The sequence below is a fragment of the Streptomyces sp. NPDC052064 genome (assembly GCF_055585925.1).
In genome coordinates, this window is the sequence record NZ_JBVJJE010000008.1 from 80,650 (window position 1) to 102,607 (window position 21,958).

Below are 21,958 nucleotides of genomic sequence, written 5' to 3' on the forward strand. Positions count from 1 at the left end.
GCCTCAGAGCCTGGTCAGCTCGCCGCCGAGCCGTTCTCGTCGAGGATCTTCTTGTACCAGTCGCGCAGCTTGTCGCCGCCCTTGCTCTTCCAGTCGGAGACGGCCTGCTGCATGTCGCTGATCTTCTTGCGGCCGCGGGTGATGTCGTCCTCGAGCTGCTCGAAGTCGTTGCCGAGGTTGGTGTAGCGGCCAGGCTCGGTGATCTGCATGCCCCAGAAGGAGGACTTCTTGGTGAAGGCGCCCATCCGCTGCTGCCACTCGACTTGGCCCTTGGCGACGTCCGGGAAGTCGGGGTGGGCGAGAGTCGCCGCAGGGCTCGCGACCATCACGTAGGCGTTCATCACCTCGTTGTTGCCCTTGTCGGTCTTGACCGGGACGCCGTCCTTGACGGAGTAGTGGGTGCCCTCGACGCCGTAGTTGGTCATCATGTACTCCTTGGTGCCGTACGGCGCGGCGGTGACGTTGGCGACGGCCAGCACGTCACGGATGACCGACTCGGAGGCCTTCTTGTTGATGAAGGCGAAGATGCCGGCCGGCTGTTCGGCCCAGAGGTCTGGGTTGCCGCCGTCGTGGCCCCAGATGTCCATGCCCCAGATCTTGAACTCCGGGTTCTGGGAGGCCTGTTCGCCGGTGCGGCTCCACCACTGGGTGATGTTGTTGGGGTAGATCAGGAACTCGCCGGCGGCGAACTTGGGGCCGGGGTCGGGGGCGTTCTTGCCCAACTCGGAGTCGGGGTGCACGACTCCGGCGGCGAAGAGCTTGCGGGTCCACTCCAGGGCCTCGAGGTACTCCTCGGTCTCGATGCGGCACATCAGCTTGCCGTCGACGAGGTTCCACCACAGCGGCTTCTCGCTGCCCGAGAGCACCCCGAAGTTCTGGAAGGCGGTCCACTTCATGTCGAGGCAGGCCCACCGCTTGGCCTTGGCGTTGGTGATCTCCTTGGCCAGGGCCATGAACTCGTCCGCCGACCGGGGGATCTCGTATCCCTCCTTGTCGAAGACGTCCTTGCGGTACAGCGGCACGATGCCGGTGACGTACGGGGCGGGCTGCGGCAGGCCGCGCAGTTTCCCGCCGAAGAGGGAACGCTGCCAGGCGTCCGTGGGGATCGCGGCGAGGTTCGGGTACTCCTTGACCGCGTCCCCGGACAGGTACGGGCCGAGGTCGGCGAACTTGTTGATGATGGCGCTCGGGATCTTGCCGTTCATGTTCCAGCCGGGGACGACCACCACATCCGGGATGTTGCTGGAGGCGAGGACGGCGCCGAGCTTCTGGTCGTAGGTGTTGCCGTCCTGGTTCTGCCAGACGACGTCGACGCCTATCAGGTCGTTCATCGCCCTGTAGTAGGTGTTGTTCTGCTGAGGCGGGGAGCCCCAGAACGGCGACATGATGGTGACCTTGCCACCCTTGCCGAGCTTCTTCGTGACCGAGGTCTTCAAAGTGGCCAGGTCGAGCTTGCTGGTGAAACCGATCGCCGAGCCGTTCTTGGCCGGGATGTCCGGCTTCACCACGTTGCCGGCCACGAAGGCCGGCAGGATCTTCTTGGCGTCCTTGCCCGACGTGGTCCCGTCCCGCGACCCGCTGTCCGACCCGCCACACGCGGCAAGCAACGGCATCCCGCCCGCCACCGCTGCGGTGGCGACCGCCGTGGAGGCGAGGAAACTTCTCCGGCTCGGTCCGGAGGAGGCGGAGGCGGCGTTCGGCGTCATTGCGTCAACCCTTCATGGCGCACCAGGACACCCGGCGGTGGGCCGTCGGCTGCGGTGTCTCGAGTGGAACTGGCTGAGCCGAAGCGATACTCCGACGCGTGACGAGGAATGCGCACCACCTGGTGGCGGACTTCACAGTCGAAGCGCTTCGATGTTGCTGCGAGGTTAAGTGAACACCCAGGGGTGCACAAGGGGCGATTCCAAGATTCCTCAGGGGTGTGCGCGATCGATATCTGACGCGCCGGCCGCTTGGAATGCCGCCGAAAGGCCGGAGTTGTTGCGCCGGGGTGTCTTGACACCCACCCCCACGTCGAATGAGCATCGAAGCGCTTCGAAAGCGCCTTGCCGCTCCATCCCAGAGGGAACCCACGTGACCGCACACACGCCGCCCAGTCCGCCGTTCCGCGATCCGCGCCTGCCGTTCGCGAAGCGGATCGACGACCTCCTGTCGCGGCTCACGCCGGCGGAGAAGATCGCCTTCCTGCACCAGTTCGCACCCGCCGTCGAACGGCTCGGCATCGCCGCCTTCCGCACCGGCCAGGAGGCCCTGCACGGCGTGGCGTGGATGGGCCCGGCGACGGTGTTCCCGCAGGCTGTCGGCCTCGGCGCCACCTGGAACCCGGAGCTGGTGCGGCGCGTCGGCGACACTGTGTCCAAGGAGATCCGCGCGATGCGCGCCAAGGACGACCGGGTCGGCCTCAACGTCTGGGCGCCGACCGTCAACCTGCTGCGCCACCCCCTCTGGGGCCGCAACGAGGAGGGCTACTCGGAGGACCCGAAGCTCACCTCGGCGATCGCCACCGCCTACACGCACGGCCTGCGCGGCAACCACCCGACCTACTGGCGCACGGCGCCCGTGCTGAAGCACTGGCTCGCCCACAACAACGAGACGGACCGGTCCACGACGTCGAGCTCCGTGCGCCCGCGCGTGCTGCACGAGTACGACCTGAAGGCCTTCCGCGAGACCGTCGAGGCGGGTGCGGTGGCCGGGGTGATGCCGGCGTACAACCTGGTCAACGGCCGCCCCAACCACGTCTCCCCCTACCTGGGCGAGCACCTGCGTGCCTGGACCGACGCGGATCTGCTGGTCTGCTCGGACGCGGGCGCGCCGAGCAACCTGGTCGACTCCGAGCACTACTTCGACACCCATGAGGAGGCCACCGCGGCCTCCCTCGTGGCGGGCGTCGACAGCTTCACGGACCACGGCACGGACTCCTCGCAGATGATCGGCCGCCTGCAAGGCGCCCTGGATCGCGGGTTGCTGACCGAGGCCGACGTCGACACGGCCGTGCGCCGCCAGCTCTCGGTCCGCTTCCGGCTCGGCGAGTTCGACCCGGAGTACGACCCGCACGACGCCACCAGCGAGTTCGACACCCCGGCGCACCGCGCCCTCGCGCAGGAGGCCGCCGAGCAGGCCGTCGTGCTGCTGAAGAACGACGGGGTGCTGCCGCTCGCCCCGGACACCCGGGTCGCGGTGGTCGGCCTGCTCGCCGACGAGTGCAAGCTCGACTGGTACAGCGGCACGCTCATCCACCGCTCGACCCCGCTGGAGGGCCTGTACGAGCGGTTCGGCGCGGAGCGGGTGGAGTTCGCGGAGGGCGTGGACCGGGTCCGGCTGAAGACCTCGGCGGGCGCCTTCCTGCACGTACCGGTGGCCGAGGACGCCGCCGACGAGGTGCGCGGTGCCGAGGGCGCGCTCGACCCGGCGCTGCTCGCGGGCCGCACCGACCTGCCCGCGCTCACCACCGACGCGACCGGCACCGAACTGGCGCTGGTCGACTGGGGCGAGGGCGTGCTGACCCTGCGCGCGCCCGACGGCCGCTACCTCTCGGTCGCCGACGACGGCCGCGTCCGCGCCTCCGCCGACCAGCCGGGCGGCTGGATCGTCCAGGAGACGTTCCGCCTGGAACCGCACGAGAACGGGCACCTCCTGAAGCACCTGGGAACGGGTCGCCACGTGTGTGTCTCCGCCGACGGCGTGAAGGTTGCCGACGAAGATCCCGAGGTGTTCGAGCTGGTCGTCGCCGAGCGCGGCGAGGAGGCGGTGGCACGGGCCGCCGCGCGGGCCGACGTGGTCGTGGTGGTGGCGGGCAACGACCCGCACATCAACGGCCGCGAGACCGAGGACCGTACGACCCTGCGGCTCCCCGGGCACCAGGAGCGGCTGTTGCGGGCCGCCCGCGCGGCGAACCCGGCGACCGTGCTGGCGCTGGTCTCCGCGTACCCGTACGCGGTCGACCCGGCGGACCTTCCGGCCGTGCTGTGGACCGCGCACGGCGGCCAGGCGGCCGGCACCGCCCTGGCCCGCGTGCTGGCCGGCGACGTCTCCCCTGCCGGCCGCCTCCCGCAGACCTGGTACGCCGACGACGCCGACCTGCCCGGCCTCCTCGACTACGACGTGATCGGGAGCCGTCAGACGTACCTGTACTTCGAGGGCACGCCCCTGTTCCCCTTCGGGCACGGCCTGTCGTACACGTCGTTCTCGTACGACGGCCTGACGGCCCGGGTGGAGGACGGCTCGGTGCACGTCTCCTTCACGGTCACCAACACCGGTGACGTCACCGCCGACGAGGTCGCCCAGCTCTACACCAGGGCCGTCGACCCGTCGGTGCCACGTCCGCGCCGCGAGCTGCTGGACCACCGCCGCGTCACCCTCGCCCCGCGGGGGACGGCCGAGCTGGGCTTCGAAGTCCCGCTGTCCGCCTTCGCGTTCTGGGATGTCGCCCAGGAACGGTGGCGCGTGGAGCCGGGCGCGTACGAACTGCTGGCCGGGGCCTCCAGCGAGGACGTCCGGCTGCGTACGACCGTCACGCTCGACGGCGAGCCCGCCCTGCCGCGCGCGGTCGTCGCGGGCGGTCTGGCCGCGGCCGGCTTCGACGAGCAGAGCGGCATCGAGATCGTCGACCGTACGAAGGTGTCCGGCGACGCGGTGACGCCGGCGGACGGAGCGACGGGCGAACTGGTCTACCGGCGCTGCGACTTCGGACGCGGCATCGCCGAGGTGACGGTGGAGGTGGCCGGTGAGGGCACGGTCGAGCTGTCCCTCGACGGCGGACCGGCGCTCGCGGTGCTGTCGCCCGGCACACCCACGTCGAGCCCGTACGACTACGTCTCGCTCGGCGCGTCCGTCGTCGCCGCGGGCGTGCACGACGTGCACCTGAGACTGCGCGGCCCGCTGCGGCTCGCGCACGTCGGCTTCTCCGGTTGAGGGTCCGGAGCAGGCCGGCGCAAAGAAGGGGCCCGGCACCGGAAGGCATCGGTGCCGGGCCTCTTCGTACAGCCTATATGAAAATGGTTCCCATGAGCTAGAGGCTGAGGCCGGTGAGGACCATCACGCGCTCGTACGTGTAGTCCTCCATCGCGAACCGCACGCCCTCGCGGCCCACGCCGGACTGCTTGACGCCGCCGTACGGCATCTGGTCGGCGCGGTACGACGGCACGTCGCCGACGACGACGCCGCCGACCTCCAGGGCACGGTGGGCCCGGAAGGCGGTCTGGAGGTCATGGGTGAAGACCCCCGCCTGGAGGCCGTACTTGGAGTCGTTGACGGCGGCGAAGGCCTCGGCCTCGCCGTTCACCTTCTGCACGGTGAGGACCGGTCCGAAGACCTCCTCGCAGGAGATCGTGACGTCGGCGGGTACGTCGGCCAGCACGGTCGGCGCGTACGAGGCGCCGTCGCGCTTGCCGCCGGTGAGCAGCGCGGCACCGGCGTCGACCGCCTCCCGGACCCACGTCTCGACGCGCTTGGCGGCGTCCTCACTGACCAGCGGCCCGACGTCGGTCGCGTCGTCGCTCGGGTCGCCGGTGACCTGGGCCTCGACGGCGGCGACGATGCGCGGCAGCAGCCGGTCGTACACGGAGGCGTCCGCGATGACCCGCTGGACGGAGATGCAGGACTGGCCGCCCTGGTAGTTGGAGAAGGTGGCGATGCGGTTCGCCGCCCGGTCCAGGTCCTCGTCGCTCGCCCAGTCGGCGAGTACGACGGCCGCGCCATTGCCGCCCAGCTCCAGGGTGCAGTGCTTGCGCGGCACCGAGTCCATGATCGCGTAGCCGACCTTCTCGGAGCCGGTGAAGGAGATCACGGGCAGGCGCTCGTCCTGTACCAGCGCGGGCATCTTGTCGTTGGCGACGGGCAGGACGCTCCAGGAGCCCGCCGGGAGCTCGGTCTCGGCGAGCAGTTCACCGATGACCAGCCCGGACAGCGGGGTCGCCGGGGCCGGCTTCAGGATGATCGGCGCGCCGGCGGCGATGGCCGGGGCGACCTTGTGGGCGCAGAGGTTCAGCGGGAAGTTGAAGGGCGCGATGCCGAGCACGACGCCCTTCGGGAAGCGGCGGGTGAGGGCCAGCCGGCCCTGGCCGCCGAGGTCGGTGTCGAGCCGCTGGGCCTCGCCGCCGTTGAACCGGCGGGCCTCCTCGGCCGCGAAGCGGAAGACGGACACGGCCCGGCCGACCTCGCCGCGCGCCCACTTGAGCGGCTTGCCGTTCTCGGCGGAGATCAGCCGCGCGATCTCCTCGGTGCGCTCGACGAGGCGCTTGCTGACGTGGTCGAGGGCGGCGGCCCGGACGTGGGCCGGGGTGGCGGAGAACTCGTCCCGCACGGCGTACGCGGCGGCCACGGCCTCCTCGACCTGCGCGTCCGTCGGCACGCTCACCTCGCCGACGAGCCGCCCGTCCCACGGGGAGGTGACGTCGAAGGTGTCCTCGCCGGTGGCCTCACGGCCGGCGAGCCAGAAGGAGTGGGTGGCTGCCACATTGTTCTTTGGCATGTGGGTTCCGGCCCTTCGGCGTTGGGGGTGGTCGTGTGCTGCGGGTCCAACGGTAGGGGCGGGGTGGCCGAAGGTCGTTTGTCCGGGGCGTAGCAGTCGCGGCCGGGGACACTACGCTTTGGCGCGGTCCTTAATCGGTGGAGGTCGCCTTCAGGGCGAGCCACAGCTCCATCCGCGCGTCGGCGTCGTCCAGCGAGCGGCCGAGGATCTCCTCGACCCGCCGCATGCGGTAGCGGAGGGTGTGGCGGTGGACGCCGAGGTCGGCCGCCGCCGCGTCCCACTGGCCGTGCCGGGACAGCCAGGCGCGCAGGGAGGCCACGAGGTCGCCGCGGCCCGTGGCGTCGTGTTCGTACAGCGGCCGCAGCATCCCGTCGGCGAAGGCCCGTACCGCGTCGTCCGCCAGCAGCGGCAGCACGGATCCGGCCGCCATCTGCTCGTGCTCCACGAGGACGCGCCCGCGCCGCCGCGCCACCGACAGCGCCTGTTCGGCCTGCTTGTACGCGGCGGACGCCGCGATGGGCCCGGCCGGCGCCGACAGGCCCACGACCAGCCCGTCCTCCTCGCCACCCGGCACTTTCTCGCGTACGCCGGCCCGGGCCGACTCCAGGGCGGCCGCGTACTCCCCGCAGGCCGCAGCGGCGGCACCGCGGTCCGCGGCCAGCACCACCAGCCGCTCCCCTTCCGGCACGACGAGGACGGCCTCGCCGGCCCGGGCCGCGGCGGACTCCATGACGTCGGCGAGCGCCGCGAGGGGGTCGCCGTTCGCGTCGGCCGCGGCGAGCGCGGCAGCGGAGGGCCGGTCGACGGCCGGGGAGCCCGTCCGGGCCTCGGCACGGGCCAGCGCGGCCGAGGCCGACACCGGTACCCGCTCCGCGACCAGTATCCGGAACGGCGCGTCCAGCAGCCCGCCGTAGAGGTCCCCGGCGACCGCACGGGCGTGGTCCGGCTCGCCGGCCAGCAGCATGCGCAGCACCGCCGTGCCGATCCGCTGCTCGGCGGCCTGGAGGGACCGGGAGCGTTCCGTGGTCAGGGTCAGCAGCGCGATGGCCGAGTGGACGGCGTAGCGCTCGGCGGTGCCGAGGGCGGCGGCCGTGCCGACGGCGAGGGCCGCCCGGGGACGCCGGCCGGTGCCGATGGTGTGCAGTTCGACCCGGTCCTCGTTCTCCGGTCCGCCGACCACCGACGAGGCGGGCGCGGGCCGTTCCCGCAGCCGCTGCACGTCGCCGGTGAGCCGCGCGGCCCGCCGCCCGGCCCACTCCGGTGCCGTGGCGACGACGGCGCCCGAGGCGTCGTACAGCGCGGCCCATCCGTCGACCTGCGAGGCCAGCGCGGACAGCAGCCCCTCGGGCCCGCCCGTCTGCGCCTGCCTGGTCAGCTCGCGCTGGGCGGCGAACCCGGCCGTGACGGCCCGGTACTGGTCGGCGGCGATCGCGGCGGACACGGCCTTGCTGATGGCGAGGAACGGCGTGCGGCGCGGCACCTCCAGCAGTGGCAGGCCCTCCTCCCCGGCCGCGTCGAGGAGCGCCTTGGGGATCTCCTCGTAGTTGACGCCTACGGCGAAGCCGAGCCCGACCACCCCGGCCCCGACCAGCCGCCGTACGTAGCGGCGCATGGCCTCCGGGTCCTCGGCGTCCAGCTTGAGCGCGGTGATCAGCAGCAGTTCCCCACCCTCCATGTAGGGCACGGGGTCGGCGAGCTCGCTGACGTGCGCCCAGCGGACCGGCACGTCGAGGCGGTCTTCGCCCGCCCGCACGGTGAGTTTCAGCGCGGAGTGGTGGACGAGCGAGGCGAGCGTCGGGGGCATGAGGCCTTCAGGTCTGCGTCAGGGCTGTGTGATCTTTGTGCTCTTTTGGCCGCCGCGTATGAACGACCTGTGACGATTCTGCCTCACCGTACGGTCCTCGCGTACCCGCACCGCCCCGGAAGACGTCAGCCCCGAAGATCCACCAGCAGCGGTGGCGCGTGCTCGCCCTTGACGTCGGTCAGCGACAGCACCGCGTGCCCGGCCGGCACCCCGTGCGCCAGCTCGGAGGCGGACCAGCGCTCCCGCTCGACCTGCCGTACGGTCACCGCCCGCGCGGTCGGGGCCTTGCCGGTGATCACCCGGCGCAGCATGTGCACGGCCTTGCCCGCCGGCGTCTCGGCGATGATCTGCCGGTCGGTGACGTCCCGGGCCTCGGTCCACTCCTTGCCCCACACCTCGGCGAAGTCCTGCCCGTCCCACGGGGTGAGCCCCGACAGGGCCATCCGGCAGCCGGTGGCCCCGAGCAGCGGCCCGCGCAGCGGCCGGGGCACGTCGTCCAGCGTCCGCAGGGTCAGCACGACCCCGGCGTTGCCGGACCGCAGCCGCTGGATACCGCGGACGGCCTCGGGCGTCACCACCCCGGTCGCGTCATCGAGCACCAGACAGGCGAACAGCGACCGGTCCTCCCGTACGGCGACACTCGCCGTGAACTGCGCGAGCACCAGCCGCGCCAGCATCCGAGAGGCGTCGGCGTGCCCGCGCTCGGGCAGGTCGACACGCACCCGCACGGGATGGTCGAGGGCCTTGAGAGTGAAGGGCCGAGTGCTCCCGGACGTGTCGAAGAAGGAGGCGAAGGCGGGCCGGTCGAGCAGCGCGACCCGATCAGCGAGCACCCCGCCGACATCGCCCGGCTGCCCCATCTGCCGCTCGCGCGCGTCCAGTTCGCGCAGCAGCGACTCCTGCCCGGCGTCCTGAAGCCCCTGCCGCAGCGCGGCCAGCGGCCCCGGCGCCCCGTCCAGCAGCTGCCGCAGCTCCGGCACGGACGGAAAACGCCCGTGCACGGCCCGGAACGGCCCGAGCAGCTGGGCGAGCACGGTCGTGGAACGCCGGCTGTCGCTCCCCGGGTGCGGATCGGCGAGATCCCCCACCAGCGCCTCGGCGAGCACGGCCGCGGCCTCGTCCGGGTCGCCGGTCCCCCCGTACAGATCCAGGTCGTACTCGGACTCCTGGTTCCCGATCCGCACGACGACGTCATACGCATCGGCCGGCCCGAGCCCGGCCCCCGCCGCCCCGACCACGACGACAGCGGCCCGCCCGGCGAGAGCATGCAGACACAGCGACTCGGCGAGCGGCCGCACGACGGCCCCGGTCTTTCCGGAGCCGGCGGGGCCGACGGCGAGCAGGGAGGTGCCGAGCAGCTCCGGACCGAGGGCGAGGCCGGTGCCGCGGTAGGCGTACGGATTGCGCGGGTCGTCGGCGCTCGCGCCGAGCCGCACCTGCCCGGTGAGCAGGTCGTGCCGGGCCAGCCGGGTGGGCAGGTCGCGGGCGCCGGAGGGGTGCAGGCAGGCGGCGGCACCGTCCTGGAGCACGGCGCCGCTGAAAGTCGCCAGACTGTGCCGGCCGCTGCGCACGCCCTGCCACGCGCGTGCGATCCGGGCGTGGTCGACGTCCCCCATGAGTCCGACCCGCGCGTCGGCGGCAAGCCGCTCAGCGGCGTCGACGGCTCCTGCGGCGCGCAGGGCGGGCCACTCCGCAGGGTCCTCCGGCGGGGCGGGGGGCCGCTGGTGCTCGGGCACGGACCGACGCCAGGCGGGCGGACCGTAACGCCGCCAAAGCTCGCCCCACCGCCCGAGTCGGCCGACCCCGACCATGATCACGAGCGCGATCACCGTGTAGTACGCGTAGACGACCACGACGGCGGTGAAGCTGTGGGGTTCGGCCCAGGACTCGGGGATCATCGCGTAAAGGGGCAGCAGCCACCAGCTGCCGAGGTACCCGTTCCACAGCAGCGACCAGAGCAGCCAGCCGACGAGGAAGGCGATCAACGCCCCACTGACCAGCTGCCGGCCCGGGATCCGCTCCGGCTCTTCCTCGGGCCGCGGCCGATGCCCGAACCGCCACACGCCGGGCGGCGCCTCGGGCCGCGGCGTGCGCAGCCACGTCAGGAACGAGGACCCGTCCTGCACCGGAGGCACCCCGGGCGCCCGGGTCGGCCGGGGCGGCACGGCGGATCCGCCCGGCGGCGCGCTGTGGCCGTTCGGCGGCGCGCTGCGGCCATCCGGAGGCACCGCGGGCACCTCCGGCGGCCCCGCCGGACGCGGCACCGGGTTCGCATGCGTACCCCGGGCCTCCTGCGTCCCGTCGCTGTCCATCGCCCTTGCCCCCTGACCAGCCGCTCCGTCCACCATCAGCGAGCCAATCTAACGCCCTCCCCTGGGGAGTTCACCGCTTACACGGCCGGGGCGTGGGCACCAGCCCACGAGACCGCCATGTCCACCCCGGACAAGCCGCCCCCTCGACAACGCCCACATGGAGCATGCCCACCCCCCTCCCCCCGCCCTAGCCTGCGAGAAAAGAACCCAAGTGTCTGTACACCCCCGTCCGCACCACCCCAGGAGCCCCGCATGACCGCACTTCCGCAGGAGCGTCGCGTCGTCACCGCCATTCCCGGACCGAAGTCGCAGGAGTTGCAGGCCCGCCGTACCGCCGCGGTCGCGCAGGGTGTGGGGTCCGTGCTGCCCGTGTTCACGGCGCGGGCCGGTGGCGGGATCATCGAGGACGTCGACGGCAACCGCCTGATCGACTTCGGGTCGGGCATCGCCGTGACCTCCGTCGGTGCCTCCGCCGAGGCCGTCGTGCGCCGGGCGTCGGCGCAGCTCGCCGACTTCACCCACACCTGTTTCATGGTCACGCCGTACGAGGGGTACGTCGAGGTCGCCGAGGCGCTCGCCGAGCTGACCCCGGGTGACCACGCCAAGAAGAGCGCGCTGTTCAACTCCGGCGCCGAGGCCGTCGAGAACGCCGTGAAGATCGCGCGGTCGTACACGAAGCGGCAGGCCGTCGTGGTGTTCGACCACGGCTACCACGGGCGGACCAACCTGACCATGGCGCTGACGTCCAAGAACATGCCGTACAAGCACGGCTTCGGGCCGTTCGCGCCCGAGGTGTACCGCGTACCCGTGGCGTACGGCTACCGCTGGCCGACCGGTCCCGAGAACGCCGGTCCCGAGGCCGCCGCGCAGGCCATCGACCAGATCAGCAAGCAGGTCGGCGCGGAGAACGTCGCCGCGGTCATCATCGAGCCGGTGCTCGGCGAGGGCGGTTTCATCGAGCCGGCCAAGGGTTTCCTGCCGGCGATCCGCAAGTTCGCCTCCGACCACGGCATCGTCTTCGTCGCCGACGAGATCCAGTCCGGCTTCTGCCGTACGGGCCAGTGGTTCGCGTGTGAGGACGAGGGCGTCGTCCCGGATCTGATCACCACCGCCAAGGGCATCGCCGGCGGTCTGCCGCTCGCCGCCGTGACCGGGCGCGCCGAGATCATGGACGCCGCGCACGCCGGCGGTCTGGGCGGCACCTACGGCGGCAACCCGGTCGCCTGCGCGGGCGCCCTGGGCTCGATCGAGACCATGAAGGAGCTCGACCTCAACGCCAGGGCGAAGAACATCGAGTCCGTGATGAAGGCACGCCTCTCGGCCATGCAGGACAAGTTCGACATCATCGGCGACGTCCGTGGCCGTGGCGCGATGATCGCCATCGAGCTGGTCAAGAACCGTACGACGAAGGAGCCCAACCCCGAGGCGACCGCCGCGCTCGCCAAGGCCTGCCACGCCGAGGGGCTGCTGGTCCTGACCTGTGGCACCTACGGCAACGTGCTCCGCTTCCTGCCCCCGCTGGTGATCGGCGAGGACCTGCTGAACGAGGGCCTCGACATCATCGAGCAGGCCTTCGCGCGTATCTGACGTCGGCTTCGTACCTGCCCCGGCGCCGGATCACGCGCATCTGAGCCGGTATCGGGGCAGGTGAGCCGCTCCGGTTCCGCTACCGGGGGCGGTGAGCGGCAGAGCGTGTGAAGAAGGTGTGCGAGGTGGATGACAGGGGGCCCTACGGCCTGTCCTCCGCCCAACCCCTGTCGTAGGTTCTACCCAGATGAGAGATACACCCCGCCCACAGGGGACTGTGGGTGACATCAGGCCGGGGCCTCCCCAGCTTCGACCTGGTCGTGCCCTCGCGCACACAACCGGAGCCTGAGGCTCTGGATCTCCTCACCGATCGGACAGTCGCCCGCCCCAAACCCCCCGGGGCGCGCGACGTTCCGGTCCGTTCGGCCGCCCCGGAACCACCCCCCCTGTTCCGGGGCGGCCGACCTCCCTCTTCCTTCTCTGCGGCCCACCCGCGTCAGCTGTCATCGGCCTCCCGCGCGACGCGCTCCAGTCGGCGCCGGTGGTTCTCCCACCAGCCCTGATCGCCTTCGGGGATGCTGTCGGTGCCCTGCGTGAGCCCGACGCTGCCGTCGATGAGTTCGCGCACGATGTCGGCGTGGCCGGCGTGCCGGTGCGTGTCGGCGAGCACCCGCACCAGGATGTGGTGCAGCGTCACCTCCCGTCGCTCCTCGGGCCACCACGGGACGCGCCCGGTCGCGTCCAGCGCCAGCGTCTCGATCGTGCGGTTCGAGTGCTCCCACGCCGCGTGGTAGAGCGCGGTGATCTGCTCGCGCGACTCGTCCGCGGTGGCCCACATGTCCGCGTTGGGTTCGGCGTCCTCCGTATACCACCAGGACGGCGGTTCCTCGATGAAGTACGGCCGTCCGAACGTGTCGCCGAAGTACCCCAGCTCCACCCCGGCAATGTGCTTGACCAGTCCCAGCAGATTGGTTCCGGTTGGTGTGAGAGGGCGGCGGACGTCGTACTCGGAAAGTCCTTCGAGCTTCCAGAGCAGGGCGTCCCGGGCGTCCTGGAGATAGCGGAGCAGGTCGGCTTTCGGATTCGGTTCGGTCATGCCGGGCATGCTTCCACCCGGCACTGACAATTCAGCCCGGCAGAGCGGGTTCCCGGGCGGTGGATGCCGCGCGGGCGACAGCTCAGGACGCCGGCGAGGGCAGGCAGACGGCTTCGAAGTCATGGGAACGGAAGCCCGCCGACAGGGGGCGGCGCCGTCCCTGGTGCCCGGCGGGCTCTCGCTCCCTCACCGATGCGTACTGACCCCGATCCCGCCCGCCCGAGCAGCCGTTTCCGCCGCTGCTCCTGTACCGGCCGCCGCCCCTCGGATGCCTGCTCGGCGCAGAGCCACGGGCAGTGGTCGAAGCGGCCGTCGTCGTGGGACGGGTGATTCACGTGATCCGCAGAGCCGCGTGTGGACGTCTGTGCTCGTGCCAAGCTGTGCCCCATGCCGATCCCCGCGAACGAGGAACGCGCCACGTCCGCCACGCGGGCCAGGAGCACACGCCCGGGCACCCCGACCCTCCTGTTCGGCCTTCCCGCCCTGCTCTTCGCCCTGATCACCTGGCAGGTCGTCGCCGACGGCCCGCTCGTCCGCCTCGACGAGCGCGTCAGCCGCGGCCTCGTCCACCCGGACGGTCTCTCCGAGTTCCTCTCCGACCTCGGCAACGTCCAGGTCGCGGTCCCGGTCCTCGCCGTCGCACTCGGGTACGTCGCGCTACGGACCCGCCGCAGCGGCAGCGACCGCTGGTGGCAGCCGGTGGCCGTCGCGGCCCTGCTCATGGCCTTGCTCCCGGCACTGATCATCCCGCTCAAGGAACTCACGGACCGCCCGGGCACCCCGGCCGTCCCGCCCGGCACCGGCTACTACCCCTCGGGCCACACCGCCACGGCCGCCATCGCCTACGGCTGCGCGACCCTGCTGCTGCTCCCCCGGCTCCGCACGCCCCTCGGCCGCCGCGCCCTGGTCACCACCTGCCTCGTCCTCGTACTCGGCGCGAGCTACGGCCTGGTCCGCCGCGGCTACCACTGGCCACTGGACGTGGTGGCCGGCTGGTGTCTGAGTGCGGTGCTGCTGTCGTCGCTGTGGCTGTCCCTCAGGCGGCCGACGCCACCCGAGCGGCCCCGCTAGGCGTATTGGTCCGAAGCGTCGTTCTCCGTGGCCGGCCCCGCCGCCTCGTGCATCGCCAGTTCCGGCAGGGCCGGGTCCGTCAGCGTGCCCGAGCCGTCCGGAGGCACGAGCCGGCGGACTCCGCCGGGTGAGGAACGGCCCGGGTACGGCACGACGATCCAGGTGCCGGTGCCCGCCGCGCGGAAGCCCGTGCCGAGCCGGCGGGCCGCGGTGCCCGGCGGCACGAAGAACCCCGTGTGTGCGTCGCCGAAGACCTCCTTCTCACTCGTGAATCTCGCGAACGCGCGGGGCGTCCGGAGGGCGTCACGAGGTAGAGGGAGGTCTCCTTGCGGTCATTACGCGGGTTTCGGCCCCTCGTTGGAGTGAACCGTCTCACGCCGTGCTGGTTCAGCTGTCGAAGCCCAGGCCCAGCCGGTCCATCGTGCGCAGCCACAGGTTGCGGCGGCCGCCCTGGGCGTCCGCGCGGGCCAGGGACCACTTGGTGAGGGCGATGCCCGTCCAGGCGAAGGGCTCCGGCGGGAAGGGCAGGGGCTTCTTGCGGACCATGTGCAGTTCCGTGCGGTCCGTGCGCTCGCCGGACAGCAGGTCCAGCATCACCTCGGCGCCGAAGCGCGTCGCGCCGACGCCCAGGCCCGTGTAGCCCGCCGCGTACGCGACCTTCTGCTGGTGGGCGGTGCCGAAGAACGCCGAGAAGCGCGAGCAGGTGTCGATCGCGCCGCCCCAGGCGTGCGTGAAGCGGACGCCCTCCAGTTGCGGGAAGCAGCTGAAGAAGTGCCCGGCGAGCTTGGCGTAGGTCTCCGGGCGGTCGTCGTACTCGGCGCGGACGCGGCCGCCGTAGGGATAGATCGCGTCGTAGCCGCCCCAGAGGATGCGGTTGTCGGCGGACAGGCGGAAGTAGTGGAACTGGTTGGCGCTGTCCCCGAGGCCCTGGCGGTTCTTCCAGCCGATCGACGCCAGTTGGCCGGCGGTGAGCGGCTCGGTCATGAGCGCGTAGTCGTAGACCGGGACCGTGTACGAGCGGACCCGTCTGACCAGGTTCGGGAAGATGTTCGTGCCGAGGGCGACCCGGCGGGCGCGAATCCGGCCGTAGGGGGTGCGTACGGCCATGCCGGCGCCGTACGGCTTCAGCGTCAGCGCGGGGGTGTGCTCGTAGACGCGGACTCCCAGCTTCACGCACGCCTGCTTGAGCCCCCAGGCCAGCTTCGCCGGGTGCAGCATCGCCACGCCCCTGCGGTCCCACAGACCCGCCTGGAAGGTCGGTGAGTTCACCTGCTCCCGGACCGCCTCGGCGTCCAGGAACTCGACGCCCCCGGCGAGGCCCCGGCGGGACGTCTCCTCGTGCCAGTCGCGCAGTTCCGCCGCCTGGTACGGCTCGGTGGCGACATTGATCTCGCCGGTGCGTTCGAAGTCGCAGTCGATGGAGTGCCGGGCGACCGCCGCCTCGATCGCGTCGAGGTTGCGGACGCCCAGCTCCTGGAGCTTGTGGATCTCCTCCGGCCAGCGGGCGAGGCCGTTGGGCAGGCCGTGGGTGAGGGAGGCGGCGCAGAATCCGCCGTTGCGGCCCGAGGCGGCCCAGCCCACCTCGCGGCCCTCCACCAGCACCACGTCCCGCCGCGGGTCGCGTTCCTTGGCGATCAGCGCCGTCCACAGTCCGCTGTAGCCGCCGCCGACGACCAGCAGATCGCAGGTCTCGGAGGTGGTGAGGGCGGATTCGGGGCGGGGCCGGCCGGGGTCGTCCAGCCAGTACGGGACCGGCTGGGCGTCGGAAAGCGAACGGGTCCACTGATTCATGGCGCTCGGGGCCATGATTTCAACTCCCTACGGTTATGCCTTTTGTCTGTTGCGGCGATTACCGACGGCCATGGAAGCCAGGACGAACAGCACGGCGACGATGAACATGGCCGTGCCGATGACATTGATCTGAACGGGCGTTCCGCGCTGTGCCGAGCCCCAGACGAACATGGGGAAGGTGACGGTCGAGCCGGCGTTGAAATTGGTGATGATGAAGTCGTCGAAGGAGAGGGCGAAGGCGAGCATGGCCCCTGCCGCGATTCCCGGCGCCGCGATCGGCAGGGTGACCCGGACGAAGGTCTGGAACGGGCCCGCGTACAGGTCCCGCGCCGCCTCTTCCAGTTTTGGGTCCATCGACATCACGCGCGCCTTGACGGCCGTGACCACGAAGCTCAGGCAGAACATGATGTGCGCGATGAGGATCGTCCAGAAGCCCAGCTGGGCGCCCATGTTGAGGAACAGGGTGAGCAGCGAGGCGGCCATGACGACCTCGGGCATCGCCATCGGCAGGAAGATCAGCGAGTTCACGGCGCCGCGGGCGCGGAACCGGTAGCGGACCAGTGCGAAGGCGATCAGCGTGCCGAGGAGCGTGGCGCCGAGCGTCGCCCAGAACGCGATCTGGAGGCTGACCGACAGCGAGCCGCACAGGTCGGAGACCCCGCACGGGTCCTTCCAGGCGTCCAGGGAGAACCGCTGCCATTCGTAGTTGAAGCGCCCCTTCGGTTTGTTGAAGGAGAACACCGTCACGATGATGTTCGGCAGCAGGAGATAGGCGAGCGTCAGCAGTCCCGCGATGACGACGAGATTTCTCTTGAGCCAGTTGACGAAGGGCATTTAGACCAGATCCTCCGTCCCGGACCTGCGGATGTAGAGGGTGACCATGAGAAGAATGGCCGCCATGAGGATGAAGGAGAGTGCCGCGGCCGTCGGATAGTCGAGCACTCTGAGGAACTGCGTCTGGATGACGTTTCCGACCATGCGGGTGTCCGTGGAGCCGAGAAGGTCGGCGTTGACGTAGTCGCCGGTCGCCGGAATGAAGGTGAGCAGCGTGCCGGAGACGACACCCGGCATCGAGAGCGGGAAGGTGACCTTGCGGAAGGTCGTCCAGGGACGTGCGTACAGGTCGCCCGCGGCCTCGTGAAGCCGGCCGTCGATGCGCTCCAGCGAGGTGTAGAGCGGCAGGATCATGAACGGCAGGAAGTTGTACGTCAGTCCGCACACCACCGCGAGCGGCGTGGCGAGGACCCGGTCGCCGGCGGTCCAGCCGAGCCAGTCGGTGACGTCCAGGACGTGCAGCGTGTCGAGCGCGCCGACGAGCGGGCCCCCGTCCGCGAGGATCGTCTTCCAGGCCAGGGTGCGGATCAGGAAGCTGGTGAAGAACGGCGCGATCACCAGGATCATGATCAGGTTCCGCCAGCGGCCCGCCCGGAAGGCGATCAGATACGCGAGCGGGTAGCCGAGCAGCAGGCACAGGATCGTCGCGGTGCCCGCGTAGAGCACGGACCGGACGAACTGCGGCCAGTACGCGGACAGCGCGTCCCAGTAGGTGGCGAAGTGCCAGGTGACCTCGTAGCCCTCCTCGAGCGAGCCCGTCTGCACGGACGTGGAGGCCTGGTAGATCATCGGCAGCGCGAAGAACACCAGCAGCCAGAGGATGCCGGGGAGCAGCAGCCAGTACGGGGTCCAGCGGCCCCTTCGCTTCGGGGGTTTCGGCTCGGGTGCTTCCGGTGCGAGCGGCGGTGGCGCCTCGGTGAGTGTCGACATCAGGCCGCCTCTTCCACTCCGGCGGAGCCCTCTGTCCCGTCGAATACCGACTGGGCCGCGTCCAGGCCGAAGGTGTGGGCCGGGTTCCAGTGCAGGACGACCTCGGCGCCGGGCACGAGTCGCGGGTCGCGGTCGATGTTCTGGGCGTAGACCTCGAAGTCGGCACAGACCGGGCTGTCGACGACGTACTGCGTCGAGACGCCGATGAAGCTGGAGTCGGCTATCCGGCCGGTGATGCGGTTGCGGCCCTCGGGTATCTCGCCGGCGTCGTCCGCGTGGATGAGGGAGATCTTCTCCGGGCGGACGCCCACCAGCACCTTGCCGCCGGTCGCCGTGGGCGCTCCGCACCGCGCCTCGGGCAGGACGAGCTTGCCGCCGCCCGCCTTCAGCACGATCTCCCCGCCGCTCTTCGAGTCGACCTCGGCCTCGATGAAGTTCGATGTGCCGAGGAAGTTGGCGACGAAGGTCGTGCGCGGGTTCTCGTAGAGGTCGGCCGGCGAGCCGAGCTGTTCGACGCGGCCCGCGTTCATCACGGCGACCGTGTCGGCCATGGTCATGGCCTCCTCCTGGTCGTGCGTGACGTGGATGAAGGTGATGCCGACCTCGGTCTGGATGCGCTTGAGCTCCAGCTGCATCTGACGGCGCAGCTTGAGGTCGAGGGCGCCGAGCGGCTCGTCGAGGAGGAGCACCTTGGGGTGGTTGATCAGCGCCCGGGCCACGGCGACGCGCTGCTGCTGGCCGCCGGAGAGCTGGTGCGGCTTCTTACGGGCCTGCTCGCCGAGCTGCACCAGGTCGAGCATCTCCCCGACCTGCTTCTTCACCGACTTGATGCCGCGCCGGCGCAGGCCGAAGGCGACGTTCTCGAAGATGTCGAGGTGCGGGAAGAGGGCGTACGACTGGAAGACCGTGTTCACGGGCCGCTTGTACGGCGGGAGCGCGGTCACGTCCTGGCCGCCCAGCGACACCGTCCCGGAGGAAGGTTCCTCCAGGCCGGCGATCATGCGCAGGGTGGTGGTCTTGCCGCAGCCGGAGGCGCCGAGCAGGGCGAAGAAGGAGCCCTGCGGCACGGTCAGGTCGAGCGGATGGACGGCGGTGAAGGCGCCGTAGGTCTTGGCTATGCCCGTGAGGCGGACGTCGCCGGTGGGGTCCGTCTTGTTCGTCATCTTGGGTCACGCCCCCGTCAGCTTCGCGAACTTCGCTTCGAAATCGGTCTCTTCCTTCGGACTCAGCGAGCGGAAGGCGTGCGACTTGGCTGCCATGGCCTTGTCGGGGATGATCAGCGGGTTGTTCGCCGCGTCCTCGTCGATCTTCGCCAGCTCGGCCTTCACACCGTCGACGGGGCACACGTAGTTGATGTACGCGGCGAGTTCGGCGGCCGGCTTCGGCTCGTAGTAGAAGTCGATGAGCCGCTCGGCGTTCGTCTTGTGACGGGCCTTGTTGGGGATCAGCAGGTTGTCGGTCGACGTCATGTATCCGCTGTCCGGGATGAGGAAGTCGATGTCGGGACTGTCCGCCTTGAGCTGGACGACGTCACCGGCCCAGGCGACGCAGGCCGCGAAGTCGCCGCTGGTCAGGTCCGAGGTGTAGTCGTTGCCGGTGAAGCGGCGGATCTGGCCCTTGTCGACGGCCTTCTGGAGGCGGGCGATGGCCGCGTCGTAGTCGTCGGCGGTGAAGTCGGCCGGGTCCTTGCCCATGTCGAGCAGCGTCATGCCGACGCTGTCGCGCATCTCCGACAGGAAGCCCACCCGCCCCTTGAGCTTGGGGTTGTCCAGCAGGTCGGATATCGACTTCACCTCGACGCCGTCGAGGGCCTTCTTGTTGTACGCGATGACGGTGGAGATGCCCTGCCAGACGTACGAGTAGGCGCGGCCCGGGTCCCAGTCGGGGTTGCGGAACTGGGCCGACAGGTTGGCGTAGGCGTGCGGCAGGTTGGCCGGGTCGAGCTTCTGCACCCAGCCCAGGCGGATGAGGCGCCCGGCCAGCCAGTCGGTGAGGACGATGAGGTCACGGCCGGTGTCCTGGCCCGCGGCGAGCTGCGGCTTGATCTTGCCGAAGAACTCGTTGTTGTCGTTGATGTCCTCGGTGTACTTGACCTTGATGCCGGTGCGTTCGGTGAACTGCTCCAGCGTCGGGTGGTGCTTGTTGCTGTCGTCGACGTCCATGTACTCGGTCCAGTTGGAGAAGTTCACCGTCTTCTCCCTGGCCGAGCGGTCCTCTGCGGAGACGCCGCCCTGCGACTGGCCCGCCGCCGGGATGCCACAGGCGCTCAGCGTCCCGAGTCCGCCGGCCGCGAGCGCCCCGCCCGCGGAGGCGCGCAGCAGCGACCGCCGGGTGAGGGCGGCCCTGCCGTTCCTGAAACTGCGCCGCATGGCGGCCACTTGGGCCGGGGACAGGCGGTCGGGCTCGTACTGCTCCATGCGCGTGGTGCCCTTTCGGAGGGTGGGCGGCCGTTGGTCAGGCGGCCTGCATACGACTATCGGTCCCCGAAGACGGTGCGGTGCCAGTCCTTCGCGGCCACCGCGGTGTTGTCGAACATGACGTGCTTGATCTGGGTGTACTCCTCGAACGAGTACACGGACATGTCCTTGCCGTAGCCGGAGGACTTGTAGCCGCCGTGCGGCATCTCGCTGATGATCGGGATGTGGTCGTTGACCCACACACACCCGGCCTTGATGTCGCGCGTGGCCCGGTTCGCCCGGTACACGTCCCGGCTCCAGGCGGAGGCGGCGAGCCCATAGGGGGTGTCGTTGGCGAGCGCGATGCCCTCGTCGTCGGTGTCGAAGGGCACCGCGACCAGGACCGGTCCGAAGATCTCGGACTGGACGACCTCGCTGTCCTGGGCGGCGTCGGCGATGAGGGTGGGCCGGTAGTAGGCGCCCTTGGCGAGCTCGCCCTCGGGAGCCTCGCCGCCGGTCACCACGCGCGCGTAGGCCCGTGCCCGGTCGACGAAACCGGCGACCCGGTCGCGCTGGACGTGCGAGATCAGCGGGCCGAGGTCGGTACCGGCGGCGAAGGGGTCGCCGAGCCGGACGGTCTCCATGAGCGCGGCCGTCCGTTCCACGAAGGCGTCGTACAGCGGTCGCTGCACGTACGCGCGCGTGGCGGCCGTGCAGTCCTGCCCGGTGTTGATGAGCGCGCCGGCGACCGCGCCGTGGGCGGCGGCCTCCAGGTCGGCGTCGTCGAAGACCACGAAGGGCGCCTTGCCGCCGAGCTCCAGGTGGAGGCGCTTGACGGTGGCGGTGGCGATCTCCGCGACGCGCCTGCCGACGGCGGTGGAGCCGGTGAAGGACGTCATGGCCACGTCCGGGTGGCCGACGAGGTGCTCTCCGGCCTCCCTGCCGGTGCCGGTGACGATGTTGACGACGCCGTCCGGGATCCCGGCGTCCGTGGCCGCCCGGGCGAAGAGCAGCGAGGTCAGCGGGGTGAGCTCGGCGGGCTTGAGGACGATGGTGTTGCCCGCGGCGATCGCCGGGAGGATCTTCCAGGCGGCCATCTGGAGGGGGTAGTTCCAGGGCGCGATGGAGCCGACGACGCCGATGGGCTCGCGCCGGATGTACGACGTGTGGTCCCCGGAGTACTCACCGGCGGACTGGCCCTGGAGAAGCCGGGCGGCACCGGCGAAGAAGGCGGTGTTGTCGATCGTCCCCGGGACGTCGAACTCCCGGCTCAGCTTCAGCGGCTTGCCGCACTGGAGCGACTCGGCGCGGGCGAAGTCCTCGGCGCGGTCGGCCAGGACCGCGGCGAACCGGTGCAGGGCGTCGGAACGCTCGCCCGGCGTGGCTCCCGCCCAGCCCGGGAATGCCTCGCGGGCGGCTGCGACGGCCCGGTCGACGTCGGCCGTGCCCGCCAGTCCGTAGCGGAGCACCTCCTCGCCCGACGAAGGGTCGACGACCGCGTGCGTGCGGCCGGAGGTGCCCCTGGTCAGGCGACCGGCGATGTACTGCGCGCCCTCCTCGAAGCGCTCCTCGGCCGGGAATCGGTCCGGGGTGGCGTTGCCCGGGTTGTGCATGTCGCTCTCCTCCGTGTCCCCGTGGCGGGGCCGGCGTGGCTCAGGCTCGATTTGAGTGCCGATCCTGACAGAGGGATGCCACTCCAACAAGGGATTCCGTTGTTGATTTTTG

Annotated in this window: 14 protein-coding genes and 2 pseudogenes; 4 read left to right on the forward strand and 12 right to left on the reverse strand. The window is 70.9% G+C overall.

Annotated features, from left to right (window positions below; translation table 11 throughout):
* Window positions 1–14 precede the first annotated feature (14 nt).
* On the reverse strand, window positions 15–1,706 hold the full coding sequence (locus ACZ6TU_RS22300; RefSeq protein ID WP_469550518.1) for an extracellular solute-binding protein: 1,692 nt from the start codon (window positions 1,704–1,706) through the stop codon (window positions 15–17).
* 370 nt (window positions 1,707–2,076) lie between these two features.
* On the opposite strand from ACZ6TU_RS22300, the gene ACZ6TU_RS22305 reads away from it, so the two are divergent.
* The gene (locus ACZ6TU_RS22305; RefSeq protein WP_469550521.1) at window positions 2,077–4,914 is read left to right on the forward strand and encodes a glycoside hydrolase family 3 C-terminal domain-containing protein; all 2,838 of its coding nucleotides are present in this window, start codon (window positions 2,077–2,079) and stop codon (window positions 4,912–4,914) included.
* Between the two features lie 97 nt (window positions 4,915–5,011).
* Here ACZ6TU_RS22305 and ACZ6TU_RS22310 read toward each other — a convergent pair whose 3' ends face one another.
* From ACZ6TU_RS22310 to ACZ6TU_RS22320, 3 genes are all read right to left on the reverse strand, one after another.
* On the reverse strand, window positions 5,012–6,472 hold the full coding sequence (locus ACZ6TU_RS22310) for an aldehyde dehydrogenase family protein (RefSeq protein ID WP_469550523.1): 1,461 nt from the start codon (window positions 6,470–6,472) through the stop codon (window positions 5,012–5,014).
* A 130-nt stretch (window positions 6,473–6,602) separates the two neighbouring features.
* Complete coding sequence (locus ACZ6TU_RS22315) at window positions 6,603–8,276, reverse strand: PucR family transcriptional regulator (protein WP_469550526.1); 1,674 nt, start codon at window positions 8,274–8,276, stop codon at window positions 6,603–6,605.
* A gap of 125 nt (window positions 8,277–8,401) precedes the next feature.
* Complete coding sequence (locus ACZ6TU_RS22320; RefSeq protein ID WP_469550528.1) at window positions 8,402–10,588, reverse strand: ATP-binding protein; 2,187 nt, start codon at window positions 10,586–10,588, stop codon at window positions 8,402–8,404.
* Window positions 10,589–10,840: 252 nt separating this feature from the next.
* Here ACZ6TU_RS22320 and gabT point away from each other — a divergent pair, with 252 nt between their 5' ends.
* Both gabT and ACZ6TU_RS22330 read left to right on the forward strand, forming a co-directional pair.
* Window positions 10,841–12,175, forward strand: a complete 1,335-nt coding sequence (gene gabT, locus ACZ6TU_RS22325; RefSeq protein ID WP_469550530.1) for a 4-aminobutyrate--2-oxoglutarate transaminase — start codon at window positions 10,841–10,843, stop codon at window positions 12,173–12,175.
* Between the two features lie 187 nt (window positions 12,176–12,362).
* Window positions 12,363–12,587 (forward strand): annotated as a pseudogene (locus ACZ6TU_RS22330) (phosphatase PAP2 family protein); the annotation flags it as partial.
* Window positions 12,588–12,611: 24 nt separating this feature from the next.
* On the opposite strand, the gene ACZ6TU_RS22335 reads toward ACZ6TU_RS22330, so the two are convergent.
* Complete coding sequence (locus tag ACZ6TU_RS22335) at window positions 12,612–13,211, reverse strand: DinB family protein (protein WP_467677077.1); 600 nt, start codon at window positions 13,209–13,211, stop codon at window positions 12,612–12,614.
* Window positions 13,212–13,598: 387 nt separating this feature from the next.
* On the opposite strand from ACZ6TU_RS22335, the gene ACZ6TU_RS22340 reads away from it, so the two are divergent.
* Window positions 13,599–14,282, forward strand: coding sequence for a phosphatase PAP2 family protein (locus tag ACZ6TU_RS22340; protein ID WP_469550534.1), 684 nt, complete (start codon window positions 13,599–13,601; stop codon window positions 14,280–14,282).
* Here the strand turns inward: ACZ6TU_RS22340 and ACZ6TU_RS22345 are convergent.
* The 7 genes and pseudogenes from ACZ6TU_RS22345 to ACZ6TU_RS22375 form a co-directional block, all read right to left on the reverse strand.
* Window positions 14,279–14,533 (reverse strand): annotated as a pseudogene (locus ACZ6TU_RS22345) (hypothetical protein); the annotation flags it as partial. The gene ACZ6TU_RS22340 and the pseudogene ACZ6TU_RS22345 overlap by 4 nt on opposite strands.
* 136 nt (window positions 14,534–14,669) lie before the next feature.
* A complete protein-coding gene (locus tag ACZ6TU_RS22350) occupies window positions 14,670–16,088 on the reverse strand; it encodes an NAD(P)/FAD-dependent oxidoreductase (RefSeq protein ID WP_469550537.1) in 1,419 nt (472 codons plus the stop codon).
* A gap of 18 nt (window positions 16,089–16,106) precedes the next feature.
* Window positions 16,107–16,907: an ABC transporter permease gene (locus ACZ6TU_RS22355; protein WP_469550539.1), complete on the reverse strand. Its 801-nt coding sequence runs from the start codon at window positions 16,905–16,907 to the stop codon at window positions 16,107–16,109.
* Window positions 16,908–17,837, reverse strand: a complete 930-nt coding sequence (locus tag ACZ6TU_RS22360; RefSeq protein WP_467677070.1) for an ABC transporter permease — start codon at window positions 17,835–17,837, stop codon at window positions 16,908–16,910.
* Window positions 17,837–19,000: an ABC transporter ATP-binding protein gene (locus ACZ6TU_RS22365; RefSeq protein WP_469550543.1), complete on the reverse strand. Its 1,164-nt coding sequence runs from the start codon at window positions 18,998–19,000 to the stop codon at window positions 17,837–17,839. Before ACZ6TU_RS22365 ends, ACZ6TU_RS22360 begins: the two co-directional genes overlap by 1 nt.
* A gap of 6 nt (window positions 19,001–19,006) precedes the next feature.
* Complete coding sequence (locus ACZ6TU_RS22370; protein WP_467677066.1) at window positions 19,007–20,254, reverse strand: polyamine ABC transporter substrate-binding protein; 1,248 nt, start codon at window positions 20,252–20,254, stop codon at window positions 19,007–19,009.
* Between the two features lie 56 nt (window positions 20,255–20,310).
* Entirely contained in the window at window positions 20,311–21,846 is a 1,536-nt protein-coding gene (locus ACZ6TU_RS22375; RefSeq protein WP_467677065.1) for a gamma-aminobutyraldehyde dehydrogenase, read from the reverse strand.
* Window positions 21,847–21,958 lie beyond the last annotated feature (112 nt).